The sequence below is a fragment of the Acinetobacter sp. SwsAc5 genome (assembly GCF_013391485.1).
Lineage (GTDB): Bacteria > Pseudomonadota > Gammaproteobacteria > Pseudomonadales > Moraxellaceae > Acinetobacter > Acinetobacter towneri.
On record NZ_JACAXD010000018.1, the window covers coordinates 25339 to 44730 of the forward strand.

The following is a 19392-nucleotide window of genomic DNA, read 5'->3' on the forward strand; positions in this document are numbered from 1 at the left end:
CACCATTAAATTGAATAGAAAATCATTATAAATATAATTAATAAAGAATACATTTTAAAATTAAACATAATTTTAAAGAATTTATCTTTACAACCATAAGCTTTTTGCTTGATTTTCTTTTCAGCAACAACATTTAAACATTGTTTAATAGTATCCCTAGATTCTAAAAATATATCAAAAAAATTACTATCCTTTTTTTTCATCGAATTTAGAACCACACTAACAAATGTATCCTTAATATATATTTCTGTAATTCCTGTAAAATCCAATTTCTGGATTAAACAATAATTCATATAGCATTCAAAGATTTTATATCTTAAATTTTTTATGTCATTCTGATATTTACCCATTAACGAATTCGAATTTATATAGTATGAATATGAATTGATATTCGAAAAAAATATTTTATTTGATTCAGAAAATGCCTTTATTATAAAAAAGAAGTCTTCAGCAAAACTAACTTTTTCCATAAAATTAATATCATGATCAATTAACAATTTTTTTTTAAAAATCTTATTCCAAACCGATTCAATTGTGTGGCTAGTAAGTAAATATTTAAAATCTTTACTTGGAAAATACTGTAGGTTATTATATCTAATTGAATATATAGAACTCGGACTTCTAACAGTATCATAACCCATTAAAAGAATTTCAATATCTTCTTCCCTCATCCTATTGATTACTAAGTCTATATCAATAAAACCAATTTCATCATCTGGATCTACAAACCACACATACTCACCTAGTGCACTAACCAATCCTAAATTTCTTGCACTCGAAACGCCTGAATTTTCTTGCTTCAGATATCTATAGGATATATTATTATTATTTTGATCCAAATAAGATTTAATAATTTTTTCCGTATTATCATTTGATCCATCATTTACAAATATAATTTCAATTATTATATTCTTTACATTTAATCTTAATATTGAATTAAAAAACCTTAATAAATATTTTTCTTGATTGTAACATGGAACTATTAAAGATAAATCCTTAAAATTTGACATTTTCCCTACCCAATAACTTCTTAAAAAAATTAACATTTACCAATTGAATGTGGTTTTTAAAAATCAATCCACTTTTAAAAAAGTAATTCAATACCGTTGCTGCTAGTAACTCAGTGATTAATATTGATATCGCTGCACCTTTTAAACCAAATCTACTTATAAAGTAGAATGATAAAAGAAAATTTAAGAGCACTAAAATATTAGTCTTAATTCTCAAATAATTATATGAGTTAAATTTCATTATGTATTTATCTGAAATTGTAGAAATGCCAGAAAATAAGCATGCAAAAACAATGAGCATTAGAATTTCTTTTGCTTCCAAGAAATCTTCCCCATACAATTTAACGATAATAAAATCACCAAAAGTGCTAAATATTAAATAAAAAACAATAAAGATAACCAGTATTAGTAAATTTAATCTAGCAACCAAAAAATCTGCTTTATCAATATCATTCTCTTGATAAATATTAGTAAAAAAAGATGAAATTATTGAATACAAAATAAAATAATAACTAAAACCTAGTGTAGATGCTACAATGTATATTCCCAGCTCACTTTTTGAATAGAGCCCAAGAATAATGTGTGAAGTTTTAGTAAAAATTGCAACTGATAATGAATAAATAATTAATTTACGACCAATTAAAAAAGTATATTTACGATAACGCCAGATTGTTAATTTTTCATTAGGTTTAATAATAATTCTTTTTTTTATATAAATATACTTTCTAATGACAAATGGAATAAAAGTAATTAAAACAATTGGTAATGCTAAAAACTCTATAGGAAGCTTGAAAAATACTATTAAATATCTAACTAATAGTGAAATAATCAGCGCAACTATATTACAATATGCATTAATTTTTGATTCAAGTATAGCATTGAAATAAATACTATATACATCGTGTACAGCAAAATAAATTGCAATACCTGTTGCAAAACCGAAAATAAATGTTAGACGATCTGTATAGATATAAATAACAACTAAAATAACAACACAAAATACCTTATATATATAATCTCTAATTTTTTTTGAGGCAAAAATTAAATACTCACCAAATTTTCGGCTTTTAGCTGTTTTTTGGAAAATAATATTTTCCGTACCCATCAATGCAATTGTTTGTACAATTGCAAAAATTGAAGTCACAAATGTAAGTTTTCCAAAATTCTCAGGACCAATATATTTCGCGACAAATGATGTGACAAAAATTAAACCAAATATAGAAATTAACTTTTCCGACATCATCCAAATAGAATTTTTTATTCTAGGATCTTTAGCTGATCTTACAATTAACTTATACATACTTACAGTCGAATATCCACATCTAACTGATTTAGAATGTATTTTAAATCGTATAAAACATATTTTTCTTTTGCCACTACTTTAAATTCATCTATAGACATCTGTTTAAACTGATCATGCGCAACTGCTAAAACAATGGCATCATATTTACCGTTCGCCAAACTAGAAACAGGGTCTATACCATATTCCTTGGCAGCATCTAACGGATCCACCCAAGGGTCATAAATATCTAAATCTAAATCATATTCTTTTAAAGCTTTGACCATATCTACAATTTTAGTATTGCGAATATCAGGACAGTTTTCTTTAAAACTCAGGCCCATCACTAAAATTTTTGAACCGACCACTTGTATACGCTGCTTCACCATCTCTTTAATCAATTGTGTTGCAACATATTCACCCATACGGTCATTTAAACGACGTGCCGCTAAAATAATTTCTGGATGCAAGCCTAAAGATTGGGCTTTATGGGTTAAATAATACGGGTCTACCCCAATACAGTGCCCACCGACTAAACCTGGACGGAAAGGTAGAAAATTCCACTTAGTTCCCGCAGCCTGTAAAACCGCTTCAGTATCAATACCCAACTTATTAAAGATCACGGCTAATTCATTAATTAAAGCAATGTTCACATCACGTTGGGTATTTTCAATGACCTTGGCTGCTTCAGCCACTTTTATACTCGGTGCTTTATGTGTACCTGCAGTCACAATCAGTTGATAGACTGCATCGACAAAGTCTGCAACTTCCGGGGTAGAACCCGATGTTATTTTTAAAATATTGGTCACACGGTGCAGCTTATCGCCTGGGTTAATCCGTTCTGGGCTATAGCCTGCAAAAAAATCCTGATTGAATTTTAATCCAGACACTTGTTCCAAAACTGGAATACAGGCTTCTTCGGTAGCACCGGGGTACACGGTAGACTCATACACCACCACATCGCCTTTTTTAAGTACTTTCCCAATACTGGTAGAGGCTTTAATGAGCGGAGTCAAATCGGGTTGTTTAAACTCATCAATTGGGGTTGGGACAGTCACAATAAAAAAATTGCAGCTGCGTAGGTCATCTAAATGAGCAGAATAAGTCAATTGTGTCGCTTGTTTAAGTTCTTCTGACGACACTTCTAAGGTATGATCTTGCCCACTTTGTAATTCTTGTATGCGTTTTTGCTGAATATCAAAACCCACCACAGGCAACTGCTTACCGAATTCAACCGCTAGGGGTAACCCGACATAGCCTAAACCAATAATGGCAATTTTTAGGTCTGAAAGCTGTAGCATTTGAGCGCCTTTAAATTTATATCTGAATTTTATGAAGAATGAATCTTTCGGCGGGAATACTAGCAGAAATTTATGAAATTTCTATTATGATTTGTGCTCAAATTAGTTGAAAGATGCATCAGTGTATAGTTTTTGTGACTATTCAACTTTTTTTAATTTAGATTAAATTCACAATTTGCGATTTTTATCATTTTTTTCGCAAGGAATTTGACAGAATCTGCAAAATGATTACAAATTGCTATGTACCTATTTGACAAGTTCGGTAAAATGGCGGGAATTGATTTAAATATTTTAATAAATTAAAAATGGAATCTCGAGTGCGACACTTTCAACTGGCTGTTTTAATGGCATGTGGCATTGCCGCCACTGGCTGTGCTGTGACCTCTGGCTTACAAACCTATGACCTACCTACACAAGGTGCGTATCAAACAGACCAAGGCGCCCAACTAACGGTCGTTCAGCTAACACAGGACAATTTACCTAGCCACTTGCTCAATAATATTCAGAGTGCAAATTCAACCTATCATTTATTTAACAATAAGCAACACATTTACCGTTTAACTGCAGGTGATGTACTTTCAATTCAGCTTTGGGCTTACCCTGAGATTACACCACCTATCCAAGATATTAGTAATATCAAAGCGGCTGGCTATCCAATTGACCCAAATGGCAATGTATACTTACCTCTACTTGGACAAGTCAAAGTTGCTGGCAAAACACTGGCTGAAACCAATCAATATTTACGCTCACAATTTTCGCGCTATTTAAAACACCCAGATGTAGTTGTGCGCGTTCTTTCTTATGAAGGACGCCGCTATTTTGTAAATGGTCAAGTCATGCGTAGCGGTCAGTACACATTAAACGACCAACCTATCAGTGTTTATACAGCTTTGGGACAAGCAGGTGGCGTAAATACTGAAACAGGTGATAACACCAATATTCAACTGATCCGACAAGGGCAAACCTATCACTTAAATGCTGTAGAATTAGAAAAGCAAGGGTTGTCTTTGCACAACTTACTTATTCAGCCCAATGACACAATTTTTGTAAATGCAAAACAAAATCAAAAGCTATACGTTATGGGTGAGTCAAATAAAAGCCAGGCACTTACTTTACGTGATCAAGGCATGACCTTAAGTGATGTATTGGGTGAAAGTGAAGGTGTTAACCCTTATTCTGCTAGTGCTGCACGTATTTTTGTGATGCGCACAGATTTAAGCACTAAAACCTCTACAATTTATCATTTGAACTTAAGCAGCTTAGGCAATTTGGCTTTAGCGAATCAATTTCAGATGCAAAAAAATGATATTGTATATATCGATGCAACGGGGCTCACACGCTGGCAACGTATCATGAATCAAATTGTGCCTTTCTCGAGTGCACTTTACACATTTGACCAGTTAGGTAAATAGCATGCAAATTCAAAATGTTTTGGTTGTATGCATTGGAAATATATGTCGTAGTCCAATGGCTGAATATTTCCTAAAAAACAATCATCCCAATTTAAATATTGAGTCTGCAGGTCTCTCTGCAATGTCTGGACATTCGGCAGATGCAAAAGCTATACACTGTATGGATCAGCTGAATATTGATATGCGTCCACACATTGCCAGACAAATTACTGCCGAAATGATTAAAAAATCAGATTTAATTTTAGTCATGAGTAATAATCAAAAAAAACATCTTGAGCAAACTTGGTCTTTTGCCAAAGGAAAGGTTTTTCGTTTGGGGCATTGGCAAAATCAAAATGTGCCCGATCCTTATCAACATGATCAAGCTTTTTTTGATGAAACTTGTCGCAACATTCAAAAATACGTTTCTGACTGGCAATCCCATTTTTAATTTTTAGCAGTTTTATTTCATGAATTCGAATAGCACACCTCAAGACGATACCATTGACTTAAAAGAATTATTCTTTTCTTTGCTGTCGCAATGGAAGCTCATTGCTCTATGTACACTCCTTAGCCTCGTTTTCGCTCTCCTTTACTTAAAAGTAACGCCAAATGTCTACTCAACGGATGCTATGATTCAGGTTGAGGACGCTAAAGGTGCTGGTGCCGCAGCTCTTTTAGGGGATTTAGGAAGCGCACTACCTGGAGGAATGGGTGGAAAGTCAGTTGCAGATGCGGAAATTGAAATCTTAAACTCGCGCAAAGTGCTCGGACAAACTATACAAGACTTAAAGCTAGATATTCGTATCACCGATGAACAAAGTAGCTTGACGTATCGCTTGCTCAACACAGTTCAAAGTAAAGTTATCTATAAAAATAATGTTGTGACTTGGCAAGATAAAAAAAATGTATTTGTTATTCAATCTTTTGATGTGCCGAACTTTTATCTAGATAAAAAACTCACACTAAACTTTATCAATGGACAAGATTTTAGCCTGTCTTATAAAAAAGATGTAGTGTTTAAAGGCAAGTTAAATGCGATCAATCAAAGCCTAGATCAGAAAGGTTTATGGAAAATTCAAATTTATGCGAAAAACCCTATATCGCATGATTTTTCAGTCACTAAATTATCTATGCCTTCAGCCGTACAATGGATTAAAAAAGATTACGGCGTAGCGGAAAGAGGTAAAAACTCTGGTGTGATTGGTCTTAACTACAATGGTGAAGATAAAGAACATATCACACAAGTACTTAACCACATCTTAAATATTTACCAAACACAAAATATTGAACGTAAATCACTGGAATCGGCTCAAACATTGAGCTTCCTTGAAAAGCAACTGCCTGAGTTAAAACAACAACTCGAAGACTCTGAAATTAAATTTAACCGTTTCCGAGAACAATACAACACAATTGATGTAACACAAGAAGCGGAGCTAATGCTAAAGCAGAATGTTGAGCTGGAAAAATTAAAAATCCAACTACAACAGCAACAAGCAGAACTCTCTTCAAAATATACGCCTGACCACCCATTAATGTCAGCAATTAACGCTCAACTTTCTGAAATTAACAAAAAAACTTCAGAAATGACTCAATCCATTAAGCGTTTACCTGAAACCCAGCGACTGTACTTACAACTGTACCGCGATGTTAAGGTAAATACTGAGTTATACACTGCGTTATTGAATAGCTACCAACAACTCAAAATTGCCAAAGCAGGTGAAATTGGTAATGTGCGCATTATTGATACGGCAATTGAACCTGTAAAACCAATTAAACCTAAAAAGCTCATCACATTAGTACTTGCTATTTTTGTAGGTGGTTTTCTGGGTACATTGTTGGCCTTACTCCGTAATATGTTGCGCTCAGGTATTAAAGACTCGAATCAAATTGAAAATGAACTTGATTTACCTGTTTATGCCACTGTACCACGATCACCTGTGCAAGAAAGCCGTATTAACATTCTGAAAAAGAAAAAGAATATTCCTATTCTTGCGGTTAAAAATAGTGATGATATTGCCATTGAAAGCCTGCGCAGCATGCGTACTGCTATTCACTTTGCTTTAAGCAGTGCCAAAAACAATATCATTATGATTTCTGGCCCTGCACCAGAGTTGGGTAAATCGTTTATTTCAACCAACCTAGCCACCATTTTGGCGCAAAGTGATAAGCGCGTATTATTGATTGATGCCGATTTACGTCGCGGTTATATGCACAAATACTTTAATTACGACCCTAAGCCTGGCTTAACCGAATACCTGAATGGTCAACAAGAGTTAGGCAGTGTTGTGCGCAATACTGAAGTTGAAAATTTAAGCTTCATCAGTCGCGGCAAAAGCCCTGCTAATCCGTCAGAATTGTTAAGCACGCAAAAATTTGCAGACATGCTCACGCACTTGTCGAGTCAGTTTGACCATATTCTGATTGATACCCCGCCAGTTCTTGCCGTCACTGATGGGATTATTATTTCACAATATGCGGGTGTGAATTTGGTTGTGGCACGTTATGCCAAGACGCAAATGAAAGAGCTTGAAATGACTGTTAACCGCTTTGAACAAGCTGGCGTGAAAGTCAACGGCTTTATTTTGAATGATATTCAACGTGAAGCGGGTGGCAGTTATGGTTATAACTATGCTTATGCCTATAAAGCCAATAAGAATGAGGATTGATTTATTCAATCTAACCTTTTTGCTGGTGCTAGGCTTCCTCCACTGTCAAAGATGAGCTATAAGGCAAAAGCCACCAACGTTAAAATCCCTCCTAACCTCCCTTTAAAAAAGGGAGGAATGTTTCATTACAAAGCCTCTGCTTGTGCTAGCCTCCCCTTTGAAAAAGGTGAGCTATATGCTCGTGCTAGCTTCCCCCTTTGAAAAAGGGGGATGGAGGGGGATTAAAAAAATCTAAAAAGATGAGCTATGTATGTCACAAGAAAGCTAATTAAAAATAAACCACTTTTTAAAACAAAGAATAAAAAACCATGCAACCCTATAACAAAAATTTAAAATATAACGCACGACAGTTAAGAAACAATATGACCGAAGCAGAACAAAAACTCTGGTTACGACTGCGTCAAAAACAACTCTTGGGCTTACAGTTTTACCGGCAAAAGCCTATTCTGAATTTTATTGTAGATTTTTACTGTCCTGCGGCAAGTTTAATTATTGAATGCGATGGCAGCCAACATTTGAACGAAAAAGGCTTAAAGTATGATTTATTACGTGATCAGGCTTTAACACAGTTAAATTTAACGGTGTTAAGATTTAACAATTTACAAATTTTGCATGAACTCGATGCAGTCATCCAAACCATTGAAAATGTGATTTTAAGTCAACACGCTGATAATCCCTCCTAACCTCCCTTTAAAAAGGGAGGAACATTCATTACAAAGTTCCACACAAAGTTCCACTTGTGCACCTCCCCCCCTTTTACAGAAGAATTTTCTGTTGAAATTTACAACAATACTCAACAATTCACATTGCAAAAATCCACTCAAAAACCTATCTTGTTTACAGTTTATAAACGCTGAGAATATATAAGCATGTTTGCACCCAAAGCGCTGCTGGCGACACTGGCATTAAGCTCATCCTTAACCTTTGCCCAAGGCATTGTCTTAAATGACCAAAACTTACGTACCGATTTAAATTGGCTAAATCAGCAAGGCGTCATTCAAATTAGTACGTCAACTTGGCCTATGAGTGGTGATGAAATTCAACGTGCACTTTCTCAAGCCAAAGTCAGCAACAACAATCAACAAAAAGTCATCGATGCAGTGGTGGCACATTTAAATGCCAATAACCAACTGCTCAAAGCCTCGCTTTTTGCAGAAACAGATCAAAAAAATATTCCACAAGCCTTTGGCGACCAACAAAAAGCGCAATATCAAGCAGGCTTGGAACTCAATGCAGGCAATCAAAACTGGGATGCTAAAATTCGGGTCAATGCAGAAAAAGACCCACAAATTGATAACGATCAAGATGTCAATGTTGAAGGTTCCTATATTGCAGCCAAACTTTGGAATCAATGGCTCATTGCAGGGCAAATTCCAACCTATTGGGGGCCTGCCCATGACGGCAGTTTAATTCGTGGCGATGCTAGCCGCCCAGTTTACGGCGTAACTATGCAACGTGCTGAACAACAAGCTTTCAGCAACAAATGGTTATCATGGATTGGCCCATGGCAATATCAAGCCTTTGCAGGTCAGTTACATGATTATGATGATGTACCCGATGCCAAATTGATTGGTTTACGTGTCACTGCACAACCGCTACCCTATTTGGAATTGGGTGCATCACGTGCCTTTCAATGGGGGGGTGAAAATCGTCCAGAAAGTTTTGACTCATTCTGGGATGCGGTGATTGGTAAAGATAATGTGTATGGAGATACTCCTAACCCATCTAACCAAGTGGCAGGCTTTGATGCACGCTTAAACCTACAGCCATTGCTACAAGTGCCAATGGGTGTTTATGCACAATATGCTGGTGAAGATGAAGCAGGCGGCTTACCTTCAAAAAAAATGTATTTGGCTGGGGTAGATTATTCATCAAGTTATCATAATATGCCGTTCCAACTCTATACCGAATGGGCTGACACCCGTACCAACGGTACAGCACAAGGTATTACTTATAATCACAGCACCTATACTGACGGTTTCTACCAACATGGCTATCCTTTAGCGCATGCTATCGGCGGTGATGGACAAATGATTTCAGTCGGTGGTGATATTCGTTTTGATCGTATGAACCGCGTGAATGCACGTATGCTGTTTGCCAAATTGAATGAATCAAACCGCACAACTAACCAAGCTTTCCCTGAAAAAGATCAGTTAAAAGCTTTGGATTTGACTTGGACACACTATTTACGCCCAGATATTCCACTTAAACTGAATGGCTGGATTAGCGATTCAGATGTCCATGGCAATGATGGTGGTGCATCGATTGGCATTGAATTTCCTTTAGAAAAAGGGCTGTTTTCTTATTAATTCTACCCGCTAGACCGAAATACTTCGTGGATGAGATCGACACCGATTTCATCCATTTTTCTAAAATTAAAAATTCAGCGCAACTCCATTATTTAACGCAAAATTTCAGGCAACGCCTTATAACTACCGCTTTTGCTTAATTCAATTTTCATTTTTTGCAGCATTTGATACGGTTGCTGTTGCACAAACATATTCACAAAACTTAAAGGAATCGAGCCTTCAGGGTTAGCATAGCCATAGGTACTGACTTTGACTTTGTGATTACCTAGTTTTTGAAATGTCCAGTCGCCTTCGTAATCCTGAATACGCACATAATCTGGGTTCAAGGGATAGCCCCCCTCAATGGCTTTATTTTTAATACTAACCATACCTTGCGCATCTTTGCTCATTTTGCCTTTGACCACCAAATCACGATCTTTTAGCGGAAAAGGAAAATCCAGCACCATATACAGCAAGAACTCACCTTTTTGGTCATTACGTGACAAGACTTTGACACTGCCCACATAAGGCACCCATTTCACGGCATGATCAACATCTAAAATTAAGGCAGCAGCTTTTTCTAAAGGTACATTGAAGGTGGTTTCGGCCTTATACAAAAACACAGGGCTAGACTGCTGTTGGAAGGTCCAGACTTTAATATTGTTTTTATGTATGCTCAGTTTGGCATGTTCAATATTTTGTGCAGAGGCCGCACAAATACAGGTGCTTAACCCAAGCATCAGCAGAGATTTTTTCATTTTATTTTGCATCTTATTTTAGTTTTAGATCGGGTCTGATGCGTCATCATCCATGACATCAGACCCTAGTTTTAGCGGCAGATTGAAAATTGTTCAAGTCATTTTTATCTATTTCGGATTCCTGCGCAGTTTTTAAACCTGAATCTCGTTAAATCCAAGAACATCTTTCATATCGTATTTACGCGCTTCGCGTCCCACCACCCACGCTGCAGCACGCACAGCACCTGCAGCAAAGTTCATGCGGTTGGTGGCTTTGTGGGTAATTTCCACACGCTCGCCATCGGCAATAAACATCGCAGTATGTTCACCCACAATGTCGCCACCACGAATGGTTTGGAAACCAATACTTTTACGTTCACGTGGCCCTGTGTGTCCTTCGCGGCAGTAAACAGCATCGTGTTTTAAATCACGACCTAAGGTTGCTGCAATAGCCTCACCCATCATTAATGCCGTGCCTGATGGTGCATCGACTTTATGACGATGATGCGCTTCAATCACTTCAATATCTACACTATCACCAAAGACTTTGGCTGCCAGTTCCAACAGTTTAATAGATACGTTTACCCCAACTGAATAGTTGGCGGCATACACCACTGGCGTCTGTTGAGCCGATTCTTCTAAGAGTGCTTTTTGTTCATCATTCATGCCTGTGGTGCCAATCACAATCGCCACGCCTGCTTCACGACAAAGCTTTAAGTGCTGTGCTGTGGCGGCTGGTGCGGTAAAGTCGATTACGACATCACAGTCAGCTAATACTTGTTCTAGGCTGCCCACGACTTTCACACCGAGTGTACCCACACCTGCCAGCTCTCCTGCATCTGCCCCCAAGAGACTGCTTTCTGGGCGTTCGACTGCGGCTGCCAATTGGTAGCCTGCTTCTTGAACGGCTTGAATTAAGATGCGCCCCATACGGCCGCCTGCGCCTAATACACCAATGCGTGGAGTTGCTGACATAGCATATTCCTAAAATAGATTCTAAATTGTGCTTACTATAGCAAAACTCGCTGCCTAGACTAAGTTTGTCTGCCAAGTTTCTGGGTTTATTTTTATCGGAAAGCGACTTTGACTGGGCTGCTGATGGTCACTTTACATACCTCAGGTAAACTTTTAACGAAGCGATGCTAAAAATTTATCTGAAAATACTCATTTTTTATTTTATTTCACAAATTTGCAAACTTGTATGCGCAGACTAGCCTGCACGAATGATAACAACTGCAAAAATTAAAGGGGATTTACATGCATTCGAAGAAAATTGTATTGGCATTATTGTTGGGCATGAGCACAGCATCCGTATTTGCAGAGCCTGCACTTCAAGAAGGTGATACGCTTGAAAGCCTGTCTAAAGTCCGTATTAGCGTGACGCTACAAGAACCTCTTGCTGTTGAAGTCGATGCACCTGAACTAGAAGAAACAGCAGCAGAACATGGGGTTGTTGCAACCGTTCAACCACAAACTACCGTTGAAACAGCAACGACTGAAATGGTGGATGTTTTAGAGATTGATGTACCTGAAGTCGAATAAGAGTACAGCAGATACAACAAAGGCGATCTTCAAGATCGCCTTTATTTTTGAGTTTAGATGAGGTCGTGCTTTGACATACCTAACCTAGGTTTCCTTAATCAAACAAACGATCAAAGAAAGACTTCTTCTTTGGTGATGACTGACTGCCCTCACCTTCCATCGTCGTCTGCAACTCTTTTAACAATTCACGCTGACGTGCCGTTAAATTCACAGGTGTTTCCACCACAATACGGCAGAGTAAATCGCCCTGCATACTGGTACGCACAGGTTTTACCCCTTTACCACGCAAACGGAACAATTTACCCGTTTGTGTTCCCTCAGGTACTTTCAGGCTCACGCGACCATCTAGAGTCGGAATTTCAATTTCCTTACCTAAAGCAGCATCGGCAATGCTAACAGGCACATCCATATACAGATCAGCACCATCACGCTGGAAGATTTCGTGCTCACGCACCACCACTTCTACGTATAAATCTCCCGATTGACCATCACGAATCGCTTCACCTTTACCTGTTAAGCGTACGCGGTCGCCATTGTCCACCCCTGCAGGAATGGTCACTTCAAGAGTTTGTTGACGGTCTGACACCCCCGAACCATGACATTTTTTACATGGATTCTTGATGATTTTGCCCTGACCACGACAGGTACTACAGGTTTGCTGTACCGAGAAGAACCCTTGTTGCATGCGTACTTGACCCGCACCATGACAGGTTGGACAGGTTTCAACATCATTTGGATTTTCCGAGCCTTTACCATCACAAGCTTCACATGGCGCAGGTGCTGTAAAGGTGATGGTTTTCTTAACGCCTTTGACTGCTTCTTCAAGCGTCAATTCCATCACATAGCGTAAGTCTGAACCACGGCGTTGACGTTGCTGGCCACGCCCCCCCCCACCAAAGGCTCCACCGAAAATATCTCCAAACTGGCTGAAAATATCTTCCGCACTGAAACCACCGAAGCCGCCAGCACCACCGCCCATACCACCTTCAAAGGCTTGATGGCCCATACGGTCGTACATGCTGCGTTTTTCGCTGTCTGACAGAACTTCATACGCTTCTGAAGCTTCTTTAAACTTCTCTTCAGCTTCAGGATTGTCCGGGTTACGGTCTGGATGATATTTCATCGCCAACTTACGGTAGGCTTTTTTAATTTCATCATCACTAGCGGTTTTAGAGACGCCCAAAACCTCATAATAATCACGTTTAGCCATGTCTGGCGATGCTCCTCACGGAATTCTATTTAAAACTTAACTGAAGTCTGAAATTGGGGTCAAACTGAGTTTTACAAGGGAAAGCTGTTAAAAATTTTAGCTGCCTGCTGAATAAACGCGAAAAGTCCTTAGAATACGGCTTTATTTTTCAAAAATTTGGATAGCCCTTTAATCCAAGCATTGATTAAAAATAAGAAGGCAATCACGGCAAAGACCACACCTGCTACGGTGCAGGCTTTGACCCATAAAAAGGCATCCCAAGGAAAAAAGGCCAATGGAATAAACCACAATGCAGCAAACAATGCCAATACACTGTAAATCACCACATTACGCATGATCCATAAAGCCTGTGCCTGTAACCAGACTTCAGTGCTATCGACCACAATCACTTTACGGGCATACCAATACGCCAATGCACCACTCACCACAGTAAATAAAGCAAAAAACATAAACACGTAAGAGATCGCGACAGACCGGCGAAACTTTACCAAGTTATCTTGCTTCATAATGTGATTTAACCCCATCTGTGCCATGCTTTATTTTTTAATCTGGCGCATGCTGTGACGTATGCAAAGGCTGAAAAATATAAGGTGCTACTATATTGAAATTTTCCAAGTTTCGCACCCGTTATTATGTCACTTTTACAGATTATGTGGATTTTTTTTCACTTTAAACCACTGGGCGTATAACGCAGGTAAAAAGAACAGAGTTAATAAGGTCGCGACAATTAATCCACCCATAATTGCCACAGCCATCGGGCCAAAGAAAATACTGCGAGAAAGTGGAATCATGGCCAATACTGCCGCCAAAGCGGTCAGTACAATTGGACGACAACGGCGTACCGTGGCGTTAATAATCGCATCCCACTGTAACTCTCCTGCTCGAATATCCTGCTCAATCTGATCAATTAAAATCAGGGAATTGCGCATAATCATGCCCGATAAGGCAATCGTGCCAAGCATCGCCACAAAACCAAAGGGTTTGTTAAACAGCAACAGGAACAATACCACGCCAATAATGCCGAGCGGTGCAGTTAAAAACACGATGAATGCACGGGACATGCTACGCAGCTGAATCATCAACAAAGTCATCACCACGGCAAGGAAAAATGGCATGCCTGCATTGACTGACTTTTGCCCACGTGCCGATTCTTCAACCGTGCCACCCACTTCAATTAAATAGCCACTTGGCAACTTTTCACGCAGGGCCGCCATCGGTTCAGACAGTTCTGCCACCACCGTTGCAGGTTGCAAATTGCTACGAATATCACCACGTACGGTAATGGTCGGCAAGCGGTTACGATGCCAAATTAAGCCTTCTTCAAAACGGTATTCAATGTGTGCAATTTGCGCCAACGGCACCGATGTTCCACGTGAAGTCGGTATAGCCAAACTGCTTAAAGATGCGACATCTAGGCGCTCGGTTTGATCACCACGTAAACGGATTTCAATCAGTTCACGTTTTTCACGATACTGGTTAATAGCCGCGCCACTGATAGAGCTATTAAGGAAGTTAGCTAAATCCAGACTCGACACCCCCATTTGACGGGCACGGTCTTGATCAATCTGCAATTGAATGACTTTGCTCGGCTCACCCCAATCTAAATGCACATTGGTACTGTTTGGATTGGCACTGATGGTGGCTGCGACTTGCTGTGCCCATTGTCGCACTTGTGCCAAGTCTTCTCCTGACACGCGGAATTGCAATGGATAACCCACTGGTGGGCCATTTTCCAATAATGACACGCGAGTACGCACCTCTGGCAATAACAAGCGAATTTGCTCTGATAAATTACGACGAATTTCATTGCGGTCTTCTAAGGACGATGCCAACACCACAAATTGGGCAAAACTGGCTTGCGGCAATTGCTGATCTAAGGGTAAATAGAAACGCGGTGAGCCTGTGCCAACATAGGCTACATAATTGTCGATGCCTTGTTGTTGCGCCAAGAACTTTTCAACTTTTTTAACGGCTGCTTCTGTGGCTGTTAAGGATGCACCCTCTTCGAGTTTTAAATCGACTAAAATTTCTGCCCGATTGGAAGGCGGAAAGAATTGCTGCGGTACCAATTTAAACATGGCAATCGACAGGACAAAAATGGCTACGGTCGCTGCAATGACAGTTTTACGATAGCGCACACAGGTATTGACCCAACTTCGAAACACTTGATAAAAGCGGGTTTGATAAGGGTCGTGTAATTCACCTGTTGGCTGTAGCACAGGCTGCGGCTCAGCTTGTTTACCTAAACGCGCCCAAAGACGTTGATACCACGGCGCTCGCTGTGCATGACGCTGAAAATCTGGCAATAATTTATCGCCTAGATAAGGCACGAATAGCACGGCAGCAAACCAGGACACCACCAAAGCTATGGTGACCACTTGGAAGATGGAACGGGTATATTCCCCTGTACTTGAGGCTGCTGTGGCAATGGGTAAAAAACCTGCTGCGGTAATCAATGTCCCAGTCAGCATAGGAAAAGCAGTCGTTCGCCACGCATGACCTGCCGCTTGCAAGCGGCTATAGCCTTGCTCCATCTTAATTGCCATCATTTCAATGGCGATAATCGCGTCATCCACCAATAATCCGAGCGCTAGAATAAGCGCACCGAGTGAAATTTTGTGCAGCCCGACATCAAACAAATGCATACCTGCAAAAGTCATCGCCAAGACCAGTGGAATGGAAAATGCCACCACCAAGCCAGTACGAAAACCCAATGAAAAGAAGCTGACCAAAAGCACGATAATCACCGCCTCAGCCAAGACTTTCATAAATTCATTGACGCTGTGTTTTACCGCTACAGGTTGATCAGACACTTTTTGCAGTTGCATGCCTATAGGCAAAGTTTTTTGCAAACGGGCAAATTCTGTTTCCAGATTTTTACCCAAAGCCAAAATGTCTCCGCCTTTACGCATCGACACCGCAATGCCAATGCCGTTTTCGCCCATAAAGCGCATACGTGGTTGGGCAGGTTCGCTAAACCCACGATAGACCTCGGCAACATCGCCCAGTTGAATGGTGGTGCCATTCACCAACAGTGGCATTTGTTTCAGCTCATCAACACTGTTCAATGCACCACTCACACGTACCTGAATACGGTCTGAATTGGTTTCAAAAAAACCTGCGCTTGCCATGCTGTTTTGTTGTTGTAAGGCTTGCTGAATCGCGCTAACAGGAATGCCGAGTTGTGCGGCTTTGGTATTAGACAACTCAATCCAGATTTTTTGGTCTTGCAAACCGACCAAATTGACTTTGGCCACATCTTTGACCCGCTGCAATTGTAGTTGCAAACGGTCGGCATATTCTTTGAGGGTAGCGTAATCATAGTCTGCGCCTGTCAGCACATAAATATTACCAAAAGTGTCGCCAAATTCATCATTAAAAAATGGGCCTTGTACCCCTTGTGGCAATTCATGGCGAATGTCATTGACCTTTTTACGCACCTTATACCAGACATCTGGAATTTGGCTGGAACGCATGGAATCTTTGGCAATAAAAGTCACCATGGACTCGCCCGGACGCGAATAGGCCATGATGCGTTCATAATCGCCCGTGCTCATCAATTCTTTTTCAATACGGTCAGTGACTTGTAAGGATACCTCTTTGGCACTCGCTCCTGGCCAATAGGTTTGAATCACCATCACTTTAAAGGTAAACGGCGGATCTTCACTTTGTGCCAGTTTAGAGTAGGAAAAAATCCCGACAATGCCCAACAACAGCATCAAGTAGACCACTAAACCCTTATTTTTTAACGCCCATTCGGATAAGTTAAAATTCATATTTTAACGCTCCGTCTGTGTAGCAGCAGGAGCTGCCTGAGCGGTTGGATTGACCGCCTGTACAGCTTGATTGTCACGGTTAATTGGGCGGATTTTTTGTCGATCACGCAGTAAATGTACCCCACCCATCACCACATAATCTTGCGGCTGCAAGCCCCTGAGTACAGGCACGCTGTCCCGTCCATAAGCGCCCAAGGTAACGGGAATTTGGCGAACGGTTGAATCCGGCTGCAAAACCAAAACAAAAGCCTGTTGCCCTGTTGCCGATACGCTAGATAAAGGCACATATAAACCCTGATTGGCTTGGCGAGTCAGAAATACCCGCGCACTTTGCCCCAATTGAATCTGTGCATTGCCTTCACGTAAAGCCACTTTGACTTTAAAAGTACGCGACTGATCTGCCGCAGGGGAAATTTCTCGAACCGTACCTGCAAAACGGGTATCGGGTTGTGACCATAAACTTACCGTTGCCTCTTGCCCGACTCGAATTTCACCCACCGCTTGTTCAGGCACGCCAATCACGACTTCACGCTCCCCATCAATCGCCAATTGATAAGCGACCTGCCCTGCCGCTAAAACCTGCCCAACTTCAATATTGCGTTCAGTAATCACACCATTTTTTGTGGCACGTAACTGGTTATAGTCGGTTTGATTACTGCTGACTGCATAATTGGACTGTGCCTGTTTCAACTGTGCCATAGCATGTTGATATTGGTTTTTGACTGCATCATATTGCGAGCGACTGACGGCATTCATGGGTAATAATTGCTGAAAACGCTGTAACTCATCGCTAGCAATTTTTGCAGCAGATTGCGCACTTTCCAGTTGCGCACGCGCGGCATTGAGCTGCAATGCTGCATCTTGCACATCCAGTTTTGCTAAGACTTGCCCAACTTTGACGTGATCTCCCACATCGGCAAAACGCTGTGTAACTTGCCCTGCAACCCGAAATGCCAAAGCCGTTTGCTGACGAGCTTGCACCTCGCCTGCATAGCTTTTTTGCTCAAGATGTAAACTGCTAGGCTGGGTCACCATCACCAAAGGGACTTCCTGTTCAACCTCGGTTTTTTGCTTGCTGCATCCAATTAGGGTGATACAGCACAGCAGCATCAGGCTGGCAATGAGATTCTGAGTCGTGTTCATCAGGTTTGCTCTTATTTAAACGTTTTTTTTAGGGCAGAATACGGTAGGGTTTGCTGACACTTCGTCTATGTTTGCGACAGCGCATATTTTTAGCTGATATAAGGCATGAGGCAGGAAACTTAGTCATTCTAAGTAACTGACTCATAACGTAATAGCAGTAAAAAATATGCTTGTTCCAAAGGACTGTGGCTAAAACTTTCTCAGATTGCGTTATGAAACTTGGTAATAGTCTCGCTATTCCCTGCGTTTCATGCCTGATCTGCTCAGTTTTAGCCTACAGCGCAAGCCATTTATGAAGTGCGTGCAAACCCCTATATTAAATTGATTATTTTTTAATTAATATACCACTGGGTACATTAATTAAAACTGAAGCGTCATTTTCCAGTTGTACTGATGCAAATTAGGATGAGCGTGTGCAGATTCATGTCGGACGACCAAAAGATTTAGAAAAACGCCAACGCATTTTAATGTCGGCAAAACATTTGTTTTTAAAGTTGGGCTTTCATGGTTCTAGTATGAATCAGATTGCACGTGAAGCAGGCGTGACCAAATTAACGGTGTATAACCACTTTCAAGACAAAGCCACGCTATTTTCCTGTGCCATTGAAGAAACCTGTGAAAGTCTGCTCAAAGCACAGCCCTTGCACTTAAGCGCAAATAGCGATTTTCGGCAGGCTTTATACCAAGCCTGTGAACTGTCCTTAACTTTGGTGAATATGCCTGAGGCAATTAAGCTAGAACACTTATTGATGGAACTCGCCTCTGAGCAAAATCCGTTGGCATTACAGTTTTACAATGCCTCACATGCCAAACTTCGCGCGATGTGGGAAAACTTCTTCCGCCAAGCCGTTGCATTGCAGTTTATTCAGGCCGATGAACCAAAAACGCAAACTGAGTTGATCGTTTCCTTACTGCATGGTTTACGTCACCATGAAGTTTTGCTTGGTGTACGTGCCGTGCCCGATGCTGCACAATCTCAAAAGATTATTGAAGATGCAATTGGTATTTTTATGCTGCGTTATGGCTGAACAAGCTAATTTCGCAGC

16 protein-coding genes are annotated in these 19392 nt (G+C 40.1%); 7 read left to right on the top strand and 9 right to left on the bottom strand.

The window, feature by feature from the left end; all coding sequences use genetic code 11:
• Window positions 1–5 precede the first annotated feature (5 nt).
• From HYG89_RS10940 to tviB, 3 genes are read right to left on the bottom strand one after another with little or no spacing between them, the layout of a single operon-like run.
• A complete protein-coding gene (locus tag HYG89_RS10940; protein WP_178867461.1) occupies window positions 6–1010 on the bottom strand; it encodes a glycosyltransferase in 1005 nt (334 codons plus the stop codon).
• Complete coding sequence (locus HYG89_RS10945; protein ID WP_256734003.1) at window positions 997–2310, bottom strand: oligosaccharide flippase family protein; 1314 nt, start codon at window positions 2308–2310, stop codon at window positions 997–999. The genes HYG89_RS10940 and HYG89_RS10945 overlap by 14 nt, the downstream gene beginning before the upstream one ends.
• A gap of 2 nt (window positions 2311–2312) precedes the next feature.
• Window positions 2313–3590, bottom strand: a complete 1278-nt coding sequence (tviB, locus tag HYG89_RS10950) for a Vi polysaccharide biosynthesis UDP-N-acetylglucosamine C-6 dehydrogenase TviB (protein WP_178867463.1) — start codon at window positions 3588–3590, stop codon at window positions 2313–2315.
• 344 nt (window positions 3591–3934) lie between these two features.
• Between tviB and HYG89_RS10955 the strand changes: the two genes are divergently transcribed.
• The 5 genes from HYG89_RS10955 to HYG89_RS10975 all read left to right on the top strand — a co-directional run bounded on the left by HYG89_RS10955 (window position 3935) and on the right by HYG89_RS10975 (window position 9959).
• Window positions 3935–5002, top strand: coding sequence for a polysaccharide biosynthesis/export family protein (locus HYG89_RS10955; protein ID WP_035363606.1), 1068 nt, complete (start codon window positions 3935–3937; stop codon window positions 5000–5002).
• A gap of 1 nt (window position 5003) precedes the next feature.
• The gene (locus HYG89_RS10960) at window positions 5004–5432 is read left to right on the top strand and encodes a low molecular weight protein-tyrosine-phosphatase (protein ID WP_004680161.1); all 429 of its coding nucleotides are present in this window, start codon (window positions 5004–5006) and stop codon (window positions 5430–5432) included.
• A gap of 19 nt (window positions 5433–5451) precedes the next feature.
• Window positions 5452–7650 carry a polysaccharide biosynthesis tyrosine autokinase gene (locus HYG89_RS10965; RefSeq protein ID WP_178867465.1) on the top strand — a complete coding sequence of 733 codons (2199 nt, stop codon included), beginning with the start codon at window positions 5452–5454 and terminating at the stop codon, window positions 7648–7650.
• A gap of 308 nt (window positions 7651–7958) precedes the next feature.
• Complete coding sequence (locus tag HYG89_RS10970; RefSeq protein WP_178867467.1) at window positions 7959–8333, top strand: endonuclease domain-containing protein; 375 nt, start codon at window positions 7959–7961, stop codon at window positions 8331–8333.
• A 186-nt stretch (window positions 8334–8519) separates the two neighbouring features.
• Window positions 8520–9959 (top strand): capsule assembly Wzi family protein, encoded by a 1440-nt coding sequence (locus tag HYG89_RS10975; RefSeq protein ID WP_178867469.1) that lies wholly within the window; start codon window positions 8520–8522, stop codon window positions 9957–9959.
• Between the two features lie 92 nt (window positions 9960–10051).
• On the opposite strand, the gene HYG89_RS10980 is transcribed toward HYG89_RS10975, so the two are convergent.
• The gene (locus tag HYG89_RS10980; protein WP_178867471.1) at window positions 10052–10696 is read right to left on the bottom strand and encodes an START domain-containing protein; all 645 of its coding nucleotides are present in this window, start codon (window positions 10694–10696) and stop codon (window positions 10052–10054) included.
• 132 nt (window positions 10697–10828) lie between these two features.
• Window positions 10829–11650 carry a 4-hydroxy-tetrahydrodipicolinate reductase gene (gene dapB / locus HYG89_RS10985; protein ID WP_178867473.1) on the bottom strand — a complete coding sequence of 274 codons (822 nt, stop codon included), beginning with the start codon at window positions 11648–11650 and terminating at the stop codon, window positions 10829–10831.
• 282 nt (window positions 11651–11932) lie between these two features.
• Between dapB and HYG89_RS10990 the strand changes: the two genes are divergently transcribed.
• Window positions 11933–12217 carry a hypothetical protein gene (locus HYG89_RS10990; protein WP_136143547.1) on the top strand — a complete coding sequence of 95 codons (285 nt, stop codon included), beginning with the start codon at window positions 11933–11935 and terminating at the stop codon, window positions 12215–12217.
• Between the two features lie 94 nt (window positions 12218–12311).
• Here the strand turns inward: HYG89_RS10990 and dnaJ are convergent, their stop codons facing one another.
• From dnaJ to HYG89_RS11010, 4 genes are all read right to left on the bottom strand, one after another.
• Window positions 12312–13427 carry a molecular chaperone DnaJ gene (gene dnaJ, locus HYG89_RS10995; RefSeq protein ID WP_004970338.1) on the bottom strand — a complete coding sequence of 372 codons (1116 nt, stop codon included), beginning with the start codon at window positions 13425–13427 and terminating at the stop codon, window positions 12312–12314.
• Between the two features lie 128 nt (window positions 13428–13555).
• On the bottom strand, window positions 13556–13933 hold the full coding sequence (locus HYG89_RS11000) for a hypothetical protein (protein WP_026438412.1): 378 nt from the start codon (window positions 13931–13933) through the stop codon (window positions 13556–13558).
• Between the two features lie 135 nt (window positions 13934–14068).
• A complete protein-coding gene (locus HYG89_RS11005) occupies window positions 14069–17203 on the bottom strand; it encodes an efflux RND transporter permease subunit (protein ID WP_178867475.1) in 3135 nt (1044 codons plus the stop codon).
• Window positions 17204–17206: 3 nt separating this feature from the next.
• On the bottom strand, window positions 17207–18346 hold the full coding sequence (locus tag HYG89_RS11010) for an efflux RND transporter periplasmic adaptor subunit (protein ID WP_178867477.1): 1140 nt from the start codon (window positions 18344–18346) through the stop codon (window positions 17207–17209).
• A gap of 413 nt (window positions 18347–18759) precedes the next feature.
• Here HYG89_RS11010 and HYG89_RS11015 point away from each other — a divergent pair, with 413 nt between their 5' ends.
• Window positions 18760–19374: a TetR/AcrR family transcriptional regulator gene (locus tag HYG89_RS11015; protein WP_178867479.1), complete on the top strand. Its 615-nt coding sequence runs from the start codon at window positions 18760–18762 to the stop codon at window positions 19372–19374.
• The last annotated feature ends 18 nt before the right edge of the window (window positions 19375–19392 follow it).